This is a genomic window from Brevibacillus borstelensis, from assembly GCF_003710865.1.
In the GTDB taxonomy this organism is placed as follows: Bacteria; Bacillota; Bacilli; order Brevibacillales; family Brevibacillaceae; genus Brevibacillus; species Brevibacillus borstelensis.
Window position 1 is genome coordinate 25,339 of record NZ_RHHO01000024.1, and the last position, 18,593, is coordinate 43,931.

General features: G+C 49.8%; 27 protein-coding genes and 1 other RNA gene. 23 read left to right on the top strand and 5 right to left on the bottom strand.

The features are described 5' to 3' along the window. Positions 1–13 precede the first annotated feature (13 nt). The 10 genes from EDM54_RS12845 to EDM54_RS12890 all read left to right on the top strand — a co-directional run bounded on the left by EDM54_RS12845 (position 14) and on the right by EDM54_RS12890 (position 7,604). On the top strand, positions 14–736 hold the full coding sequence (locus tag EDM54_RS12845) for an RcpC/CpaB family pilus assembly protein (RefSeq protein ID WP_122958273.1): 723 nt from the start codon (positions 14–16) through the stop codon (positions 734–736). Next, entirely contained in the window at positions 737–2,230 is a 1,494-nt protein-coding gene (locus tag EDM54_RS12850; protein ID WP_122958274.1) for a CpaE/TadZ family protein, read from the top strand. A gap of 19 nt (positions 2,231–2,249) precedes the next feature. Next, positions 2,250–3,737 (top strand): TadA family conjugal transfer-associated ATPase, encoded by a 1,488-nt coding sequence (locus tag EDM54_RS12855; RefSeq protein ID WP_122958275.1) that lies wholly within the window; start codon positions 2,250–2,252, stop codon positions 3,735–3,737. Positions 3,738–3,751: 14 nt separating this feature from the next. After that, complete coding sequence (locus EDM54_RS12860) at positions 3,752–4,651, top strand: type II secretion system F family protein (protein WP_255320367.1); 900 nt, start codon at positions 3,752–3,754, stop codon at positions 4,649–4,651. Positions 4,652–4,655: 4 nt separating this feature from the next. Beyond that, complete coding sequence (locus EDM54_RS12865; protein WP_122958276.1) at positions 4,656–5,564, top strand: type II secretion system F family protein; 909 nt, start codon at positions 4,656–4,658, stop codon at positions 5,562–5,564. A 66-nt stretch (positions 5,565–5,630) separates the two neighbouring features. Continuing rightward, the gene (locus EDM54_RS12870; RefSeq protein ID WP_122958277.1) at positions 5,631–5,807 is read left to right on the top strand and encodes a pilus assembly protein; all 177 of its coding nucleotides are present in this window, start codon (positions 5,631–5,633) and stop codon (positions 5,805–5,807) included. Further along, positions 5,804–6,283, top strand: a complete 480-nt coding sequence (locus tag EDM54_RS12875; RefSeq protein ID WP_122958278.1) for an A24 family peptidase — start codon at positions 5,804–5,806, stop codon at positions 6,281–6,283. Before EDM54_RS12870 ends, EDM54_RS12875 begins: the two co-directional genes overlap by 4 nt. Positions 6,284–6,287: 4 nt before the next feature. Further along, positions 6,288–6,710 carry a TadE/TadG family type IV pilus assembly protein gene (locus tag EDM54_RS12880; protein ID WP_122958279.1) on the top strand — a complete coding sequence of 141 codons (423 nt, stop codon included), beginning with the start codon at positions 6,288–6,290 and terminating at the stop codon, positions 6,708–6,710. Then, a complete protein-coding gene (locus EDM54_RS12885; RefSeq protein ID WP_255320368.1) occupies positions 6,710–7,231 on the top strand; it encodes a hypothetical protein in 522 nt (173 codons plus the stop codon). Before EDM54_RS12880 ends, EDM54_RS12885 begins: the two co-directional genes overlap by 1 nt. Positions 7,232–7,328: 97 nt before the next feature. Beyond that, positions 7,329–7,604, top strand: coding sequence for a hypothetical protein (locus EDM54_RS12890; protein ID WP_255320369.1), 276 nt, complete (start codon positions 7,329–7,331; stop codon positions 7,602–7,604). Between the two features lie 74 nt (positions 7,605–7,678). On the opposite strand, the gene EDM54_RS12895 is transcribed toward EDM54_RS12890, so the two are convergent. The 5 genes from EDM54_RS12895 to EDM54_RS12915 form a co-directional block, all read right to left on the bottom strand. After that, the gene (locus EDM54_RS12895) at positions 7,679–8,875 is read right to left on the bottom strand and encodes a tyrosine-type recombinase/integrase (RefSeq protein ID WP_122958281.1); all 1,197 of its coding nucleotides are present in this window, start codon (positions 8,873–8,875) and stop codon (positions 7,679–7,681) included. Positions 8,876–8,886: 11 nt separating this feature from the next. After that, positions 8,887–9,240, bottom strand: coding sequence for a hypothetical protein (locus tag EDM54_RS12900; protein WP_122958282.1), 354 nt, complete (start codon positions 9,238–9,240; stop codon positions 8,887–8,889). Beyond that, positions 9,237–9,866, bottom strand: coding sequence for an ImmA/IrrE family metallo-endopeptidase (locus EDM54_RS12905; protein WP_170208401.1), 630 nt, complete (start codon positions 9,864–9,866; stop codon positions 9,237–9,239). Before EDM54_RS12905 ends, EDM54_RS12900 begins: the two co-directional genes overlap by 4 nt. Before the next feature lie 89 nt (positions 9,867–9,955). Then, positions 9,956–11,137, bottom strand: coding sequence for a hypothetical protein (locus EDM54_RS12910; protein WP_122958284.1), 1,182 nt, complete (start codon positions 11,135–11,137; stop codon positions 9,956–9,958). A 55-nt stretch (positions 11,138–11,192) separates the two neighbouring features. Further along, complete coding sequence (locus EDM54_RS12915; RefSeq protein WP_122958285.1) at positions 11,193–11,567, bottom strand: helix-turn-helix domain-containing protein; 375 nt, start codon at positions 11,565–11,567, stop codon at positions 11,193–11,195. A 151-nt stretch (positions 11,568–11,718) separates the two neighbouring features. Here EDM54_RS12915 and EDM54_RS12920 point away from each other — a divergent pair, with 151 nt between their 5' ends. The 13 genes from EDM54_RS12920 to EDM54_RS12990 all read left to right on the top strand — a co-directional run. Next, positions 11,719–11,958 (top strand): helix-turn-helix domain-containing protein, encoded by a 240-nt coding sequence (locus EDM54_RS12920; protein WP_122958286.1) that lies wholly within the window; start codon positions 11,719–11,721, stop codon positions 11,956–11,958. Positions 11,959–12,198: 240 nt separating this feature from the next. After that, positions 12,199–12,426, top strand: coding sequence for a helix-turn-helix domain-containing protein (locus EDM54_RS12925; RefSeq protein WP_122958287.1), 228 nt, complete (start codon positions 12,199–12,201; stop codon positions 12,424–12,426). Then, entirely contained in the window at positions 12,426–12,608 is a 183-nt protein-coding gene (locus tag EDM54_RS12930; protein WP_148040232.1) for a hypothetical protein, read from the top strand. The genes EDM54_RS12925 and EDM54_RS12930 overlap by 1 nt, the downstream gene beginning before the upstream one ends. A 561-nt stretch (positions 12,609–13,169) precedes the next feature. After that, positions 13,170–13,799 carry a helix-turn-helix domain-containing protein gene (locus tag EDM54_RS12940; protein ID WP_122958290.1) on the top strand — a complete coding sequence of 210 codons (630 nt, stop codon included), beginning with the start codon at positions 13,170–13,172 and terminating at the stop codon, positions 13,797–13,799. Next, complete coding sequence (locus EDM54_RS12945) at positions 13,796–14,017, top strand: hypothetical protein (protein ID WP_122958291.1); 222 nt, start codon at positions 13,796–13,798, stop codon at positions 14,015–14,017. The genes EDM54_RS12940 and EDM54_RS12945 overlap by 4 nt, the downstream gene beginning before the upstream one ends. Next, a complete protein-coding gene (locus EDM54_RS26465) occupies positions 14,014–14,184 on the top strand; it encodes a hypothetical protein (RefSeq protein WP_170208428.1) in 171 nt (56 codons plus the stop codon). The genes EDM54_RS12945 and EDM54_RS26465 overlap by 4 nt, the downstream gene beginning before the upstream one ends. A 55-nt stretch (positions 14,185–14,239) precedes the next feature. Continuing rightward, a complete protein-coding gene (locus EDM54_RS12950) occupies positions 14,240–14,461 on the top strand; it encodes a hypothetical protein (protein ID WP_122958292.1) in 222 nt (73 codons plus the stop codon). Beyond that, positions 14,442–14,672, top strand: a complete 231-nt coding sequence (locus EDM54_RS12955) for a hypothetical protein (protein WP_122958293.1) — start codon at positions 14,442–14,444, stop codon at positions 14,670–14,672. The genes EDM54_RS12950 and EDM54_RS12955 overlap by 20 nt, the downstream gene beginning before the upstream one ends. Further along, positions 14,671–14,739: hammerhead ribozyme type II (locus EDM54_RS12960), an RNA gene on the top strand. Before EDM54_RS12955 ends, EDM54_RS12960 begins: the two co-directional genes overlap by 2 nt. Positions 14,740–15,132: 393 nt before the next feature. Continuing rightward, complete coding sequence (locus EDM54_RS12970) at positions 15,133–16,071, top strand: YqaJ viral recombinase family nuclease (protein WP_122958295.1); 939 nt, start codon at positions 15,133–15,135, stop codon at positions 16,069–16,071. Positions 16,072–16,086: 15 nt separating this feature from the next. Beyond that, a complete protein-coding gene (recT, locus tag EDM54_RS12975) occupies positions 16,087–16,941 on the top strand; it encodes a recombination protein RecT (protein WP_122958296.1) in 855 nt (284 codons plus the stop codon). Between the two features lie 171 nt (positions 16,942–17,112). Then, a complete protein-coding gene (locus EDM54_RS12985) occupies positions 17,113–18,177 on the top strand; it encodes a DnaD domain protein (RefSeq protein WP_122958298.1) in 1,065 nt (354 codons plus the stop codon). A gap of 11 nt (positions 18,178–18,188) precedes the next feature. Then, positions 18,189–18,593 (top strand): BRO-N domain-containing protein (locus tag EDM54_RS12990; RefSeq protein WP_259676342.1); only part of this gene is annotated, 405 nt, incomplete at its 3' end.

The following is an 18,593-nucleotide window of genomic DNA, read 5'->3' on the forward strand; positions in this document are numbered from 1 at the left end:
AGGAGGCAAAGGCATGTCCATCCATCCTCTGCGGCTGGTTGCCATCCTGCTCTTGGCTGCTTGCGTGGCGGCGGGAGCATATCACTTTTTGCAGCCGCAAACCTTTGTCTTTGTCAAGCTGAGGGGAAATGTGGCGAAGGAGAGCGGAGAAAAGCTGACTGCATCCGATCTTGAGCGCGGCGAGATTCAGGTGGGCGGCCTTGCCCGGGAGCAGTCTGCGGAGGCTTTCGGCTTGATCCCGTGGGAAGAAGCTCCGCGTTATCTGAACCGCCCTTTGTCCCGCAGGGTAGAAGGAGGAAGACCGCTTTTGCCGGGAGACGTTGAGGAGGCGGGGGAAGTTGCGAAAGGGCGGGAGCTGGAGCGGTCGATGACGGGCATCAGCATTCCGGTTAACAACGTCACGGGCATTAATCCGCATGTAGCGATTGGCGAGCGGGTGCATGTGTACGCATCGTTTGAAGACGACAGCGGCGCGCATACCGGATTGCTCCTGCGGAACATGCCGGTGATCGGGGTGCAGAGAGAGATGGACGGCGATATTCCCAGACTGGAGGCGGTCACGCTTTCGCTGCAGCTGAGGGAAGCCGTTTTGCTTACCCACGCCCTTCATTACGGAAAGATCCGCTTGGGAAAGGCGTCTTTCCTGGAGGAAGAAAACAGTGCGGGAGTCGGTGACGCGAGCTTTGCAGCGGCTCTGATGAAAACGAAAAAACGGTGGGGAGAGGAGGAGCAGTAAGTGAAAAAGCGATTGCTGATCGTGGATGATGATCCCGCTGTCGGCGCAGCCTTGCAAACACAGACGGCCGGAAGCCGGTGGCTGGAGGTGTGCGGACAAACGACAGGGGTAGAGGAGACGTGGCGGGCCCTTCATGAAAACAAACCGGACATCGTGCTGCTCGGGGGAGTGCAGGAAGCGGAAAGAGGGGTTTTGTGCCAGCAGTTCAGACTTGCTTTTCCGCACCTGTTGTTTATCGCCGCTTGCAGTGAACAGGAGCTGATATGGGAGCCATTTTTCCGCAATTTGGGCATGTGGGTGATCGCCAAGCCGATCCATTCTGGCCAATTGGAAGCGCTCGCGATGCAGCTCTCTTCCATGACAGCCATGTCCTCGATGCATGCCAGCATGCCGGCAGGCAGTGCGGCGATGGGAGGAATGATCGGGACGGGAACAGGTCTGACCGGTATCGGAACGACAAGCAACGGTATGGGCGGAGCGGCTTTTCCGGGCGTGGAAGCAGGTATGCAGGCGGCTGGATTTTCTGGAGTCGCGGAGGCCAAGCCCCACCACCCCTATGTTGCAGGAAGCGGCCAACAGGCAAAAAAACGGCTCATTACCGTGTACGGTCCAAAAGGGGGCGTCGGGAAAACCTTTCTTTCCCGCGAGCTTGCCATCTATTTTGCGCAACGGAAGCTTGGCGGAAATCCTCTGAAGGTTCTGGCTGTCGACTTCAATTTGGACCTGGGAACCTTTGCGACTGCATTGAATTTGCCGCGTACTCCTAATCTGTATTCGTGGGTCCAGGATATTGACGAACGGCTGCATGACTGGATTCGCTCCCAAGGCCGGGAACCGGGTGATTTGAGCCAGGAGGAGTGGCAGGTCCAGATCGGTAGTGTACAGCTTTCGCCGCAGGAAGTGGACAGGCATATCGTTGTCCACGAGGCAAGCGGCTTGTATGTTTTGACCTCTCCGCGCGATATCCGGCACAGCTTTGAGATCAAAGACTACCATCTGTATTTGATCCTGGATGCGCTCAAGAACAGCCACTATGATGTCATCCTGATCGATACGGCTCCAGATACGACGGATGCCACGATCCAGGCACTGTTTTTTGCCGAGCAAGTCGTGATGGTCGGGAATCCTGTAGTTGATTCTATTGAAAATATTCAACGTATATTAAAGCTCTTGCGGGAAGCGGATTATCCGGAAGAACGCATTTCTCTGTGCATGAACCGTTTGCAGCGAAAAGAGATGTTTACCCTCGATGAGATACGCGCCTATTTTCAACTGCATCCCAGCAAAAAGATATTTCCAATCCCCGATGACCAGGAAGTGAAAAAATCGATCAACACGGGCAATCCTGTCATGCTGCATCCGGGAAAGCTGGCGGCCAAGGATGCCATTGAAGCGCTGGGCAAAGCCCTTTTGCCTCTGGAAGAAGAGGCCGACGGTTCGGGAAAAAAGAAGGAGAAGGAACGCGCCTCCCTGTGGAAGTGGTTGAGGAGATAGGAAGGAGGAAGAGAGCTGGATGAACTTTGACAAAAAGACTTTGCTCGGAATTCAGGCTGTCACCCGGGAACGGATTGATCTGCGAACAAAGGCAAAAGAATCGGCTCGTGAATCGCAAACGCTGCAGGAAAGAATGCAGATGAAGCAGCATGCTCCTGTAGACAGAAGGCTGACTTTCGAGGCAGAGGCAGCCATTCGAACGCAGATCGTGGAGAAGCACGGAAAACGTTTGTGGGAGGAAAAAGGACAAGCAGCCTATCTCCAAGAGCTGGCACGGGATATTCGCCTCCTTTTGGAAACGGGAACTCCGCTCGCTTCGGTTCAAATTGAGGCGGAGGTCGAGCGGCTGATCCGCTCCTTGACTGGCTGGGGGCCGCTTGATCCGCTTCTGGAGGACCCCGATATTACGGAAATCATGTTTCATCGCTACGATCACCTGGTCGTCGAGCGAAAGAGCACGGGGCGTTTAGAAGTGCCGGACATACCGGTCTTCCGCGATGAAGAGGAGATGCTGCGCCTTCTCGAGCAGATTGCCGCCACTATGGGCCGCGAGTTTAACGAGACAAAGGCAGAGCTGAATACCCAACTGCCGGATGGTTCCAGGATAGCGGCGACTCATCGCTCTATTTCTCCGGATGGCCACATGCTGACGATTCGAAAGCACCGCGATTTGCTGACGGAGGCGGACTACCTCGCATATGGTTCGATCTGCGAGCCTATGCTTACGTTTTTAAAATGGGCGATCGGTCTCTCTCGCGCTTCCGGCATCGTAAGCGGAGGTACCGGTTCAGGGAAAACGCACCTGCTCAACCTGATTTCGCAGTACGTCCCGCATCACCTCAGCATCATTACGATTGAGGACGTGCTGGAAATGAAGCTGCAGCATCCGTTTGTCCGGCGTTTTTTGGCCAAGCCCGCCAACTATGAGGGCAAGGGAGGCTTCTCTATTAAAGATTGCGTGCGGCTTTCTCTGAGAAAACGGCCGGATGTCATCATCGTCGGGGAGACGCGGGGAGGAGAAATCGTGGATATGCTTTGGGCGATGAACACGGACCACCCGGGCAGCTGGAGTACCGCTCACGCCAACTCTCCGCGGGCATTGATCGATTCGACCTTGCCGATTTTGTTTGCCAAGGCGGAGGAGTCATACAATACGACAGAAAGAAATCTGATGATCGGGTCGGCGCTGGACCTGATCGTCCAGGTGAAGCGATTTGAAGAAGACGGGAGCCGCAAAGTGGTGGCGATTACCGAAGTGATCGGGACAGGCCAGTCACATGAGGACCGCATCCGCCAAGCCTGCAACATAAGGCAAATCCATCCGGACCGCGTTTACTTGCAGGATATTTACGTATACGAGCCTACGGCAATAAAGGACGGACGGGTAGTAGGACAGTATAGGTGGACAGGGTATAAACCGGAGAAACTGGTTAGGCGTTGGGCGGAAAAAGGACTGCAGCCAGAAGAGTGGGAACGGGTTTTCTTTTCGACGCCGATTCCGATGTAGGAGGTAGGTTGCGCGTGGCATTGGAGAGTACGCTGGTTGCGGCAGGGCTGGGAGCAGGAATTGTGCTTGTGGCTGTGCCGCGCTCTTTTTTTTACCGGGAGCATCAGGACGAGCATGAGATTGTCCATCAACTGCGGCGGGATCGACAGACGATCTGGGACAGGCTTGGCGTCAGGCTGCAGCAATCTGGCTCCGGATTTGGCGTCAATCAGTACGTTGGACTTGCGTTTGTGCTGGGACTTGTTTCCTTTGGCGTGACACAAAAGCTCCTGCAGTCATGGATTCTGGCGCTGCCCGCTTTATTCGCCGGTGTTCTTTTCGTAGAGCGGATCGTGAGCATTCTGGGGGCAAGGAGAAAAGATAGATTTGAGGTGGACAACGTAAAGGCAATACGTTTGATGGCCAGTTCTCTGCGGACATCGCCTTCTTACCTGCATGCATTTGAGCAGGTGGCAGCGAGTCCCTATTTGGACAAATGCGTAACGACGGAATACAGCAGAATCGTGGAGCTGTTGCGTGCTCAAGTGCCATTGGAGCGAGTCATGAACATGTTCTACGAGCGAACAGGCTCAGCAGATGTCCGCTACCTGGCGACGATCGTCTACATCCAGCGAGAGATGGGCGGGGACATGGCCAAAACGCTTGACCTTGCTTCATCGACTATACTCCGAAGGAAGCAGTCGCTGCGAAGACAGCGAGCCGCAATGGCCCAAATCACGGCTCAGGTGAATCTGCTCAGTGTGATGCCGTTTGTGTTTATCATCGCTTTGTATGTGAACAACCCAAGCCATTTTGACCCGCTGACAGCCACCCTTTCCGGGAGATTTTTGATATTGGCGTCCCTCGGATCGATTTTGATTGGCGGAGAGGTTGTACGCCACCTTGCACATAAAGGCATTCATAAAGGAGGGTGAAGCCATGCTGTGGCTCGGAGCACTGGCAGGGATCGCGGTATTGTTCTGGGGATTGCCGGCTTGCTTGGAAAGAAGGGAGGAGGGTGTCCCGACTCTTTTGGGACGGATTGAGCAGGAACGTCACTCACATCTGGAGAGGGCATTCGGCAAGACGATCTCCCCCTGGAAGCTGGCCCGCTATCTGGAGCAGCATGATGATTTATTGGAGCTTGTTTGCAAGTGGACCGGAATCAACGGTACCCATACAGCCGATGTCCTCTTCCGGCTGAACTCGCGCTATTCCTTGGCAGAGGTCGCGTTGGCCAAGGCGGTTGGCGGAATCGTGATGCTGGCGGTCGTGATCCAACTGGCGATTGCGTACACAGGGGGGCAGCCATTGAATACCACGGCATATTTGCCGTTGATTATCGCAGTTTTATTGTTTCTGCTGCCGACGATGCTGCTGGACGTGGCTGACAAACGGGTCAAAGCGGAGATTCGCGAGCAGGTTCCGATTTTTTTTGGTATTGTGCAGTCTCTGGTTGAGGCGGGCATGCCGATCCAGGCTGCCGTAAAGCAGACGGCTCGCCGTTTTGACGGAAGACTGGGAAGGGAGTTGGCGCGGCTGGAAGTGGAGGAAAGACGCTATGGGACCTGGCGCAAAGCGCTGGAGGAATTGGCTTTTCGATGGGAGGTAGATACTCTGTCGGCGATCTCGATGGAAATAAATGAGGCGATGAGCAAGGGCGTCAGCATAGCCAAGATGATCGCCGCGCAGGTGGAGGAGCAGGTCCGTCAGCAGGAGGACGAGGCATCCGACCACATGAATCGGCTTAATGTGCGTCTGCTTCCGTTCGTAATCATTCTGATGGGGGTTCCGTTGCTGTTTCTGGTCATGGGCCCTATTTTTATCGGAATTGGGGAACGCTTGTAAAGTTTTTTTGCCGAGGGCTCTGTCTTTTGACAAAGTAAAAGTACAAATTGAAAAGGAGTGGTTGCCATGACGTTGATCACTGATTACATCCGCCGGTTTGCAAAGGAGGAAGACGGCGTGACGATTGTGGAGATGGTGATCATCATCGCCATTATTCTGATCGTCCTGATTCCGACACTGCAAAATCTGGGCAGCGCAGAGGAAGCGAGGATTCAGGAACTGGAGACCCAACTCAGCAAATGACGGAAGCTGTAATCTTTTTGCTTCTGGGTATCGCCGCATACTTTGATTGGAAATGCCGCAAGATTCCAAATACGGTAACGTTTCCGGCCTTGGCTGCCGGCCTTGTTTATCAATGGCAGGCGGGGATGGGGTGGACAGCCGTTGCAGGAGTTGCGGGAGCCTTTTTGCTGACGGTGGTCCCGGTTGTTTTGCGCGGCATGGGGATGGGCGATCAAAAGCTGCTGATGGCGGTAGGAGCGTGGGTGGGCTGGTCGGGAGTGTACCCGCTCTTTTTACACTCGCTCTGGGTTTGTCTGGCGGTGGTTGTTTTTCTCCCTGGAACCTGGAGGCGGTTAGCAAGAAATATGCATGCGATCTTTGCGGGCTGGATCGCACATCGGAAAATCTGGCTTCCCCAAAATAAAGAAGCCGCCCTGTCTTTTCCCTATGCCGTGCCCCTTTTGGGTGCGTATCTGGTGCAGCACTTGTGGAGGTAGGCAAATGAAAAGAGATTGGTTCGGCTGGATCCGCAATGAGCGAGGGACGCAAATATTGGAGCTCATCCTTGCACTGCCGCTGCTCTGGTTTGTGTTTATCTTTTCATTTGATCAATTTTCCATCCTGTACAACCGGCAAAAGGTTTTGGCTGCAGCTTATGAGGCGGGAAGAATCGCTGCCGTCCAGCCGAATTTCGGCTTAGCCAACTATCACGCGGCAGAGATGGGCCAAGCAGAGCTGAAGCAGGGCATCGGTATGACGGATAGCCAAGTTCGCCTTTATGTGCAAGGGGGATGGAAGAAAGGAAATCACTTTGAAGCTGAGGCGACAATGAAATTTCATCTGCTCGCTACCGGAAGGCCTTTTGAATTGAAAGAGAGCTATCATCTGATGGTTGAAAACGCGGAGAAGGGTGGCAGCCAATGATGAGAAAGGACGAGGAAAAGAAGAATTGGATGATAGAGCGGCTGGCTGAGGAGCGCGGGACAATGACGGTTGCCGCGCTCTTTTTTCTCATCTGTATGGGAGGATTATTGTCGATCATGCTCATACAAGGCCAGGCCAACCTGGCGAGTATGCGCGTCCAGCAGACGGCTGACATCATGTCAAAAGGGGCGCGAGCGGCGGGAGCATGGGAGTATCAGGATGCGGACGGGGAAACGAAGAGAATACTGGTCGCGACGAGCAGCGAGGCCAAACGGTACGAGGCCGATATTGTCCGGGGAGCTCGCGAAGAGGCCGGACTGCTATGGGAGTTGAATCGCCCGGCAGTGGAGCGGCAGGCGGAGTCAGCGACCGTGGTGCATCAGAAGGGCGAACGGAAAAGCTTGTATGGACAAGGAATCTACCATGTAAGAATAGAGGCTAGACAGAAGCTGCATCATCTGTGGGGAGAGTCGGATGTGACCTTCCGAAGGGTTTCGCAATCCGGAATTTATGACTTTTAGATTGGTCAATATTGTAAATCTTGTTATTTTTGTCCTACCTTTGCGTGGTAATTTGGATTCAAATTCCAAATTACAAAAGTGTGGGAGTGAGTGAGCCGTGCCGTCAACAATCGTCGAGCGGTACAAGCGCATCCTGAGTGGAGCACAAAAGCGCTTTTCGCCGTACGAATTTGAGGATATGCAGTATCGCAAACAAAAAGTTCAGCTAGTCATTCGATATGCGATAGAGCAAGTAAAAATGTGGACGCCGGAACAGGCACGTCGTGAGATGAGCATAAAAGATGTAAAGGAACTAAAGCTCCATTTGATTCGGGAATATGTTGAACCTCCTATTGAAGCGAAGGCTCAGGATGTCTACTACCTCGTGGAGTAGAAATGGGGTTTGGTGTGAGTTTGTGGTGCTCGGTAGGACAAGGATTTGCAGGGGGAGAATAGGGTTTGAACCTGTTATTTTGTGTCCCCAGAAGCAAAGTTTGTCCCCAAACTGTCCCCAGCGGCAGCTTCCAAGATTGCTCCTAACTTTTCAGCTGCAACTTGATCAACGGTCTGTAGCAGATGACTATAAACATCAGCTGTTGTTGCCATGGTTGTGTGTCCCAAACGACCACTAATCACCTTCATTTGAACGTCGGCTGCAATCAGAAGAGAAGCTGAAGAGTGGCGTAACCCATGAGTCGTTAGCTCCTTTAAATTATGCCGACGAATAAAGCGACGGAAAATGGCTCCATTGTGTTCAGGGTACCGAAGTTTTCCGTTAGTAGTTACAAACAAATACTCATCTGCTTTCCATAAGCTCCCCAGCGACAATCGAAGTTCCGTCCACTCTTTACGGTAAAGACGTAGAATATCCAGGACAAAGCGAGGGATGGATATAGTTCGGACGCTGTTTGCCGTCTTTGTTGACTCAATCTTTACACCCTGTCCGGTGTAGGTTTTAGCAGCGCGTTCTATTTGTACTGTGGACGTCTCGTAGTCAAAGTCGGGCCAAGATAATGCGGATAGTTCACCCAATCTGGCTCCTGTTGTGATTGCTAGCCACACAAAAATCTGGAGCTGGAGCGGCTCATTTCGGAGCGCAGATAAAAGGCTGGTGATGTCCGGCAAATCGTAATAAGTTTGTCGAGGCTTCTCTTTCTTCGGTCCCTTTATCCTGCGGCAAGGGTTTTCCTTGATCATTTGCCAATCAATAGCAACAGTGAACATGTTGCGAAGGAGGCGCAAACGAAGCCGGATAGTGTTTGCGGATAAAGTGCCATTGCCCCGAGCGCGTTTCGGAACAGTCTCCAGATACTTCGCAAAATCTTGGATGTGTAGTGGTTTGATATCTTCCATTTTTAGGTGCCCAATTATTGGGACAGCCAGGTCAATCATCTGTTGGTAATTTATGCGGGTCCGCATGGCAAGTTTGTTTTCCGCATCAGCCATAAAGCGCTTCGCGAACTGTGCGAACGTCATTTTTGCGGGTGCCACGTAAGTCCCAGCCTCTACTTCTGCAATGAATTGGGCGAGAATTTTTTCAGCTTCCCGCCGACTCTTCGCTTTCACAGTTTCCCTATATCTAACACGATTCCCATTTGCATCAAATCCCGCGCTAACCGTCAAACGCCAACTATTTTCCCCACGCTTCTCTATTGATCCAGCCATGTTTATTCCTCCTAAGCAATAAATACACTCATCTGCAAAAGTTCTTCCAGATCAGCGACCTGGATAACAAGGTTTTCGACATCCCAATAGTCGACCCCAGCTTCAACAGCTCGCTGTCTGAGTGGCGGAAGGAGAATTCCGAACTTGCCGGGCTTTTCCGCGCTTAAGATCATGTCTCCTTGAGTTACTGTTAGTGCTAATGAATCCGGTAGAAAATCTTCGATACCGAGACTTTCAAATGGAGCTGAGACGGAGACGAAAACCTTTTCCCGATCCCATGGGAGCTCTCCTTTTCTGAAGCCGATCATATACTTCTGTGGCACAAGTACGCCTTCATGGTAGTCATAAAACACTCGAATTTTCATCGGATAATCACTCCTTGTCCATTTCGAAGTTTTCGGTCAATTGCTAGCCGAAACATTTCCTTCGCCTGATCGCACCAATTATCAGGGGATGCTTTTCTATACCGATGGCGTTCATGTTCTATACAAGCCTGTTCCCATCTCCCTGCAGATATTCGGCGCTTGATCTGCTCCCATCGCTCCTTTGCCAGGGAGTAGGAAACATGAAATTCGCAAGCGATGAGGTAAGGGAAATCTTTTTCGTATTCAGGCAGCGGCAACGTCTGGATCATGTGATATGGCATCATGGCGTTTTTGGCAAAGTGTTCTGCTTGCTCTTCCAGGAGACCCTTGAAAAGGTCTGGAAAGCGAGACTGGTCTCCAGAGTGACCGCGGAAAAGGTGTCCGAGTTCGTGGAAGAAATGCTTGCGCTGCTCATCCTCCGGCAACGTATTATCGATCACAATGCAACGGAACTTACCCTTTTCAAACGAGAGTGACGGAGCATCTGCATAGCGGAGTTTGATATCAAGTAATGATGCGATCAATTCCTCTTGTATGTCAGCAGGGGATTCAATCCCAATCGATTGGTAGAGTGTCTTGATCCGCTTTTCGATTTCGGTCGGTTTGTAAAAAGTCCATTGCAGCATGAGTTTCCTCCTCATAAACAAGAATGTACGTTCGTATATATGGTTGAAAAGAAAAGCCCAAAGGGCTCATTTTAAACGATATTCAGCCATTACGATATTTCTTTCTCTAATGATGCAACAGCGCGCTTCAAGCCGATTTTTGGATTGTACCCAATTGCCTTTTTGTACGCAGCAATAGCCTCAACCTTTAGGTTGAATTTTAAGTAAACCTCACCGATAGATTTATACATATTTGCTTTGTGATTGCTCGAAATCATTTTGTTGCAAGCAGCTTCAAACAGTTCAAATACTTCTTTGTAATCAGAGATCGAGGAAGGTGAAGTGCTGTCTATTTCAGCCAATCGTCTAAAACCAATACTCTCAAGTTTATATCCACTTGCAGTTTTTAGCCGTTCTGTACGCCACTTATCCTCATCGACTAATTCTCCCGATAACAAATACCTGTATGCATGTCCGTCGTTATAGTGAAATGTCACGATATAAGAATCGGCTTCAAAAGAATAGGAAGAAGCGCGACCTGTATCTGGACACCACGAGGCGATCGTAGATCCAGTTTGAATATCGAAAATGAACGCTTTCTCATCATCATCGTGGTTCGGATTGCTAGCCATTTGACAGATTGCGTATCTACCGCAGTCTGAAATTGCGTAATTGTATACATTTGCATTTATTACCAGGTCTATTTGAATATTACCATCTACTGATATGATGAACAGATGACACTGCAGACCTTCTTTATTCATAAAGAACATGACAGATCCATTGTTCGATACGATGGGACCGGGATATGAAATGTTAGAGGCATCTTTAATAGTAAGAAGGACGTCTTGTTTTTCTTCATCAACCAACAAGATCGTCCCATCCTTACCATGCGCCACGAATAAGGTGCCATCACTGGAATAATGCCCTTTACCAAAGAAATCCAAGGACTGAATTCGGAGCCAATTGTCAGAAATGTCTATATCCTTTAATGGAGGGGGCGTAATTCCGTTCCTTTCATTTTCAAGTTGCTCAATGAGCGCATTTGTTAACATTTCCTTCATATCTAGCTCAACGCCCATGATGCTGGCCTTTGGGATTTCTAACTCGGAAACGAGCTCTGTGATTTTTTTGCGCTCCTGATCGGTGACGGTTTCGCTTGTACCCGAGAGTGCTTCTGTATCTGATTGAAAAGTGTTATTTGACGATTTATGAGAGGTCTGGGATGTAGTGCGGAGTGTATCCGTTTGCCCTTTGTTATTTAGACCAAATACTTTCTTCCAGAAACTCATGGGAAACCTCCGTCAAAAAGACAATTATATGTTAACGAAGGTATGCCTCGTGATGTCAATCTTTGCTGTTTTCTTCGTCAGCTTCTTGCTCCAGGATCTCAATCAGCTTAAGCGCTTGTTTCCGTCTTCTTTCATCTAACTGATCCCACTTGTGATACATGATGGTGGTGAGTTCGTCAGGCTTGTCCTTCTTATCGGAAGTGGAAAGTAGGTCATCGTAATTTCCGGTAATCAAATAGTTCACTGAGACTTCGTATATCTCAGCCAATTTATTAAGAGTGTCTAGGTCAACTTCCCGTTCCCCAGATTCGTATTTTGCCAACGTGCTGTTATGAATCCCCAGAGATAGAGCGACTCTATTCTGTTTCAAGCCTTTCTTCTCGCGAGCGGTACGTAGCCGTTCACCCAACAACTTTTTCGAGTCTGTCATACACTCCACCTCAAAGGTAATTATAGCCTAAGTTGACGGAACGGAAATAAAAGTTGGCGAAAAGTCAATTAATGTGTTGACATTGGCAAAACGCCAAAGTAAAATAAAACCATAAGTTGACGATACGCCAACACAGAAAGGGGGTGCTTGTTTGAAACGTACACCGAACCTTGGCGAAAAAATAAAGAGAATCAGGAGTGAAAAGGGGATTACTGCAAGGTTTGTAGCTAATAAGGTTGGTATTAGCCCATCCACTCTCTGCAAGTATGAAAAAAACTCTAGAGCAATCAGAGCTGAACTGCTTCCTTCATTCGCAAATGCTCTCGGAGTTGATTTACAAGTTTTTTTTGAAGAAAATGTTGGCGAAACGTCAATTTCAGAGCCTGCTTAAAAGGGGGATTCATATTGAGGATTCCGGACTTCATTCGCAACCGGCGAAAAGAACTAGGATGCACGCAGAAGCAGCTACCGAAAAAGCGGGCGTCTCGTTATCCGTCGTAAAACAATTCTAAGCCAACAAACGATATGAACCTAACGGCACATCTATCTACAAATGCTTCCGAGTTTTGGATGTCGATTCGACATTCGTCATCCTAAAACTGAAGTGGCTCAAATGAAAGGAGGCAACAAAATGGACCAAATTACGATGACCGCCAAAGACACAGCCGCCTATCTCGGGATCAGCTACTGGAAACTGACCATGATGTGCAAAGCAGGGGAGATCCCGCATCTGCGCGCTGGCAACCGTATTCTATTTCGAAAGGAAACCCTGGACCGTTGGATGGCGAACCAGGAAACGCTATCAGTCCAATCGGGAAATGACTCTCAAATGATCGGCCTTGTAAGAGCCCAAGGATGATGGACGAGCCTAACAATACAATCACACAACTGCATAGAGCGCCGAAGAGCGGGAGCGAGCGAAGATCTGAACAGGGAGCCGCGCCGGAATACATCAAACCGGGCTGTCTGAACAAGGTCAATGGTCAGGCAAGGAAACGGTTGGGTCACCGCCAGGACTCGACGCTGTATGCAGTTGTGTGAAGCAAAGGAGGTGTGAAGCTTGGACGTATCCGAGATCAAAGGAATTTGCCTCACGAAATGCGCAAAGGAGGCAAATGAAAAACTAGCACAGGGTTGGCAAGTGCTCTATATCTCAAACAACTTTGGCCAACTCAGTTTTTATCTTGTACGAAAATAGTTGTTTCTTCCCCGAAGAAAGCGAGGTGAAGATGATGTCTGAAAACCGAATTGTGCCGTTCCCTGAGTTAGACCGAGCGGTCGAAGAGTATTTGAACAGCCTAACTGCAAAAAACATTGAAGCTGTCGCGCTAGCAAATGAAGTGACAGCTCTCTCGGACGATCTGTTCATAAAAAGTGTGTTGCTCACTGATGAAGTAGAACTGGTTCATTTCCACCAAATATGTCTGGCGAGCAGATTACATTACACACCCGTTGAGACAAATAGAATCGGTGCTAGATCTATCAGGATTTACACAGAGTACCTAGATAAAAAGAACGCCCCATCGTGAAAACGAGGGGGGGTCTGAAAGATGAGCACACCCTAATAGTACTTTGAAAATCACATAAAGGAGAGGCGAACACATGGGGAACAGTAACGTGTCAGTAAGTATTTACTCGCGGTCGCGGATCAGTGATATCTGCGAATACGCATTCCGCCACCAAAGAACAGGGGAACAAATGACGCACGAGTCACTTGGAAAGAAAATCGGCCGGTCGGCCCGTTGGGTTTCCGACGTAATTAACGGCCGTGCTACACCGATGCGTGAGGATGCAGAGGCATTTGTCCAAGTGTGCGGGAATCACCGTGCAACTCGCATGCTAAAACACCTGTATGGTGACGCTCCGCCGCCGACTGACCCACGGTTGATGGTAAGCCTAACGGTTGCCTTGTACAACCTGATCAAGCAGTGCGAGGACGTGATCGAGGCAGCAAAGGAAACGATTGAGTGGGAACGTAGTAGGCGCCCATGGCAGCCGCTCACAGAGGACGACGAGCGTATGCTGACCCATCTCGGGAAGCAAATCGAAGACCTTTTCCAATCTGGTGACGATGTACATATCCTGATGGACGAGAGGTACGGAATCGATCCGGTTATTCACCAACAGAACTGGCTGATCGAAGCCAGGGCGCAAGAGATCGTCGTGAGTGATCCACGCGAACTGATGCGACGGGAGCGTCAGGAAGCCTTATTTGCGGGGACGCTCCTATGACAGAGGTTAGGGAAATGCTGGATGGACTGGACGAAGAGCAGCTAATCCATATCATTGACGCACTCATGGATACTGCAAGGCGGAGTGAACAGTGCGGGATGTTGGTAGACGCTCAAAAGAAAAAAATAACCGCTGAGAAGGTCATGGAGATTAAACGAAAACGAGAGGAAGTCTGGATGCAGCGGATTTTAGGTAGAGGGAGGGAAGTAACGGCATGAATGAACAGACCTTACGGAAAAAGCTGAACTTTTATCAAAGGATGATGATGGTTGCGAAAACGGCCGGCGACTTGGTTGCACATGAGGTTTATAGGCAAATTACTCGTGAACTAACTGAACAGATAAAAAAACAAGAAAAAACCGCCTGCTCGCAACAGACGGCATAAAACAAGTATTCGTTACAAAGAGCATAGCACACCTGAATAAAGGAGGACAAGCCCTATGACTTTGGCTGATTTGCAACGCCAGTTAAAGAGGTGTCAAGAGAATCTCAACGACGCTACTAGGGAACTGGAACGCCTTGAATTTGTCCGTGATGCGATTGAAAAGAAGATCGAAGAAGCACAAAGGAATGTGAACTGGTGGCAAATGTCTACAGACGATACGTTGAACGACATACAAAAACTGCAAGAGGGTGAACATCATGAGTCAGCAATTGCCTGATTTTCCGACATACGTGGAACAAACGGAGCCGATCAGACAGAAGTACCTCCAGCCATTAGCTTTTGATACAGACGAAGACGGCGACCAATTGGAATGGACCGCTCGGGACGTGATAGAAGAATTGGAGTTGATAATAGACGCACGGGCGACGATGGCTTCGGAAGAGTTTAGGGAGGAAATCCGGGAACAGGCGAAACGTCTTTTGAAATAGTCGAAACTGGGGCTCTCCGCCTCAGTCTGCCGGACTTGGCCGCCCGGCACTGATGAGACAGGCCTTACATAGCGAGGCAAGAGCGTGGCGCAGTCATGGAACTGCAACGGCTGCCGTAGAGGTTGGGACGGTAGCTGCCTCGTGACTAAACGAAAGGAGGGAAACTATGGGGCCATATTGCAAATTTTGCGGGCAACGATGCTTTGTATATCTACCGATGGAAACGCCAAAGGAAGCCCTGGAAGCTTACGGCACATCAACAATCATTGCCACTTGCAAGGATGGGCAGTCATATGAAAAGAGCCGTACCGGTTGGTGCTTGGATGACATCAAGGCGGCAATAAAAGCAAAAGACCCAGCGCGGGAACGCTGAGTCTCTGGTGATGCGCCTTGCAAGATTCTGGTAATTAGAGCATACCGATTCCGCCTCTAAAAATCAAGAGGGAGGAGAGAGATAAGTATGGCATTAGCGATTGTTTCAACAAAAGACATGGACCGCGAATTGTGGCTCCAGTACCGACGTAAGGGAATCGGAGGAAGTGACGCTGCGGCAATTGCTGGTCTGAGCAAGTGGAAGTCACCTGTTGCTGTCTACTTAGAAAAGATCGGGCAAACACCACTGGAAGAGAATCGAAGCGAGGCAGCCCACTTTGGAACAATCCTGGAGGATGTGGTCGCGCAAGAATTTACACGCCGGACTGGACAGAAAGTAAAGCGGCGAAATGCAATCCTTCAGCACCCCGAGTATCCGTTTATGCTAGCTAACGTCGATCGGTTGATCGTTGGAGAGAAGACAGGGTTGGAGTGCAAGACGGCCAGCGAATACCTCAAATCGGAATGGGAAGGCGAAGAGATCCCAGCGCCATACCTGATCCAGTGTCAGCACTACATGGCAGTCACCGGATATGATGCTTGGTGGATTGCGGTACTGATCGGCGGGAACAAGTTCGTTCACAAGAAGATTGAACGAGACGAAGAAATCATCCAGTACCTGATCAAGCTAGAAGGGAATTTCTGGAACAATCATGTTTTGCAGCAAGTGCCACCGACGATAGATGGTTCTGACGCATCCACTGACTTACTCAAAACCATGTACTCAGAAGGAGAACCTGAAAGCGAGATAGAGCTACCACTGGAAGCAGACATGCTCCTTGAACAGCTGGAACAGGCGAAACAGGAAGAGAAGGTCGCAAGTGAACGGGTGACGGAGTTGGAAAATCGCCTGAAAGCGATGCTTGGGAAATATGAGACGGGCCTTGCCAACAATCATATGGTCACTTGGAAGAACGTCACGACGCACCGCTTAGACAGTACGGCTCTGGCCAAAGACCACCCAGACATCTACCAGAAGTACTTGAAACCATCAGTCTCCCGCCGGTTCGGCGTGAAGGCAGTGTAGGGAGGGAGGATCTACATGGCTACCAATCAAGATATCAAAAATCAGTTGGCCACCAGAGCGAGCCAACCGGCACAACAACCACAGTCACCTGAGCAGACGATCGCAGCTTACCTAAAACGAATGGCTCCGGAAATTGAAAAGGCACTTCCGTCCCATATGAATGCGGACCGAATGGCCAGGATTGCCCTCACAACGATTCGCACCACACCAAAGCTATTGGAATGCAACATGCCGTCGCTGCTTGGTGCGGTCATGCAGGCAGCTCAGCTGGGTCTGGAGCCGGGCCTGATTGGCCATTGCTACATTATCCCCTATGGTCGGGAAGCACAGTTCATCATTGGTTACAAAGGAATGATCGACCTAGCCCGCCGATCTGGCAACATCGAAAGCATCTACGCTCATTGCGTATACGAAGCTGACGAGTTTGACTATGAGCTTGGTTTACGCCCAAAACTGCATCACAAACCTGCAACCGGCCGGCGAGGTGAAATGAAGTACGTATACGCTGTTGCACACTTTAAAGACGGCGGCTACCAGTTTGAAGTGATGGACAAAGAGGAGATCGAGAAGCGTCGTTCTCGCTCTAAAGCTGCTAAGAATGGGCCTTGGGTGACGGACTATGAAGAAATGGCAAAGAAAACGGTCATCCGCCACATGTGGAAATACCTACCGATAAGTATTGAGATCCAACAGCAGGCTACTCAAGACGAGGTGGTTCGAAAGGATATCACAAGCGAACCAGTTAGCGTGTACAGTGATGCGATTGATATCAATGTTTCCACTGCAGAGTCGGTTCCCATGGATGATACAACCGACGGACTGCAGGAAGAAAACACTGATGAGAGTGCAACATTATTCAACGATCAATGAACAATCAGAGACAATGGTTTCCACTGCCGGACCTGTATCGCACTCTTGACGATCCGGAAACCCTAATAAGATTTGCTGCAGCTTACATGAGGCGTTACTACCCGGAGTGGGAACCGATCAAGATTAATAACTACCGAGTTCTAGTTGAAAGGCGGGGGAGGGAAATGAAAGATGATGCCGTGGTTTAGGTTGTATCCAGAGATTCTAAAAGACCCCAAGATTCGCAGATTCACAACTGTCCAGAAGTGGCTCTGGATTACGGCGATGTGTGAGGCTTCACAGTCGTCCGAGCGCGGCAAATTATTTATCGCCGATGGCATCGAGTACACCGACGAAGACCTGGCACAAGCCGCTGGATTGCCTTCTGGCGAGTGGGAGCAAGCAAAGGGATTCATCGACATGTGTGTCACGCTCAAAATGATGGAACGTCACGCGGATGGTGGCGTGACACTCCTAAATTTCATTAATCGTCAGTACGAGAAACCTTCTGACAAGCCTGACAAAACACGTGAAAGGAAACAGAAAGAACGAGCAAAGAAAGCTCAACAGAAAAAAGAACAGCCCCCCCAAAAGCTTGATAAATCAACTCTTTCAGACGGCGGTCTAAAAGGTCACGCTAATGTCACGCCTGAGTCACGCGATGTCACGCCGTGTCACGCCATATATACAGATACAGATACAGATACAGATACAGACTTAGATACAGAAGCAGATATAGAATTACTACCACCCTTACCCTCCAAAGGGGAAAGACATGAATCGGTAGTCGTCGTGGTCGGTGGTAGAGACCTTCACGTATACAAGAGCGTGCTTGACCAATACAAGCATTATTTCGTCTACGAGCCGAATCAAACCATCAGGCAGATACTACATAGCTACCTAGACGATGGAGTTCAAATGGACATGCTGGCTTGGGCAATGCGTCAAGCCGCAGAAAAGGGCAAAGCTTGGGATTATGCAAAGGGAGCTATCGAGAAACTCTTTGCAAAAGGGGTAAGAACGGCGGAGCAAGCAGAGCAGGCAAACCAAGCATTCCATCAACAGCAAGAGCAAAAACAATCGCGAAAGGTCGTGCCTCTCAGAGAGGATAAGCTTCCAGCATCCGTTCAATGGCAGCTTGAGCAACAAAGCGTACAGCAGCCTATAAACACCGAAGAGCCTAAAACGATCGATGATTATCCCGAGTTAAAAGCCATGCTTGAGCAACTTCGCCAAAAACAAAAACAAGCCCGATAGGAGGAGCGATTATGCAAGCACTTCAAAATGTTTTCAGCTTTCAGGAAAAGCAGGTACGGGTTGTCGTGAAGGATGGAGAACCATGGTTTGTGGCGCGCGATGTGTGCGCAATTTTGGAAATCGGGAACACAAGTCAAGCTTTGGTTCGCCTTGATGATGATGAAAAGGGGGTCATTTCAACTGATACCCCTGGAGGAGTTCAAGAAATGGCTGCAGTAAACGAATCTGGCCTTTACGAGTTAGTGCTTGGAAGCAAAAAACAAGAAGCAAAAGAGTTCAAACGTTGGATTAAACGTGAGGTATTACCGTCAATTCGGAAAACTGGTGCCTATGCTGTTTCTGAAAACAAAATTGTGCCTCTTAGCGAACGCCAGGCGTTGATTCAATCACTCAAATTGACCGCGGAGCTGGCTGAA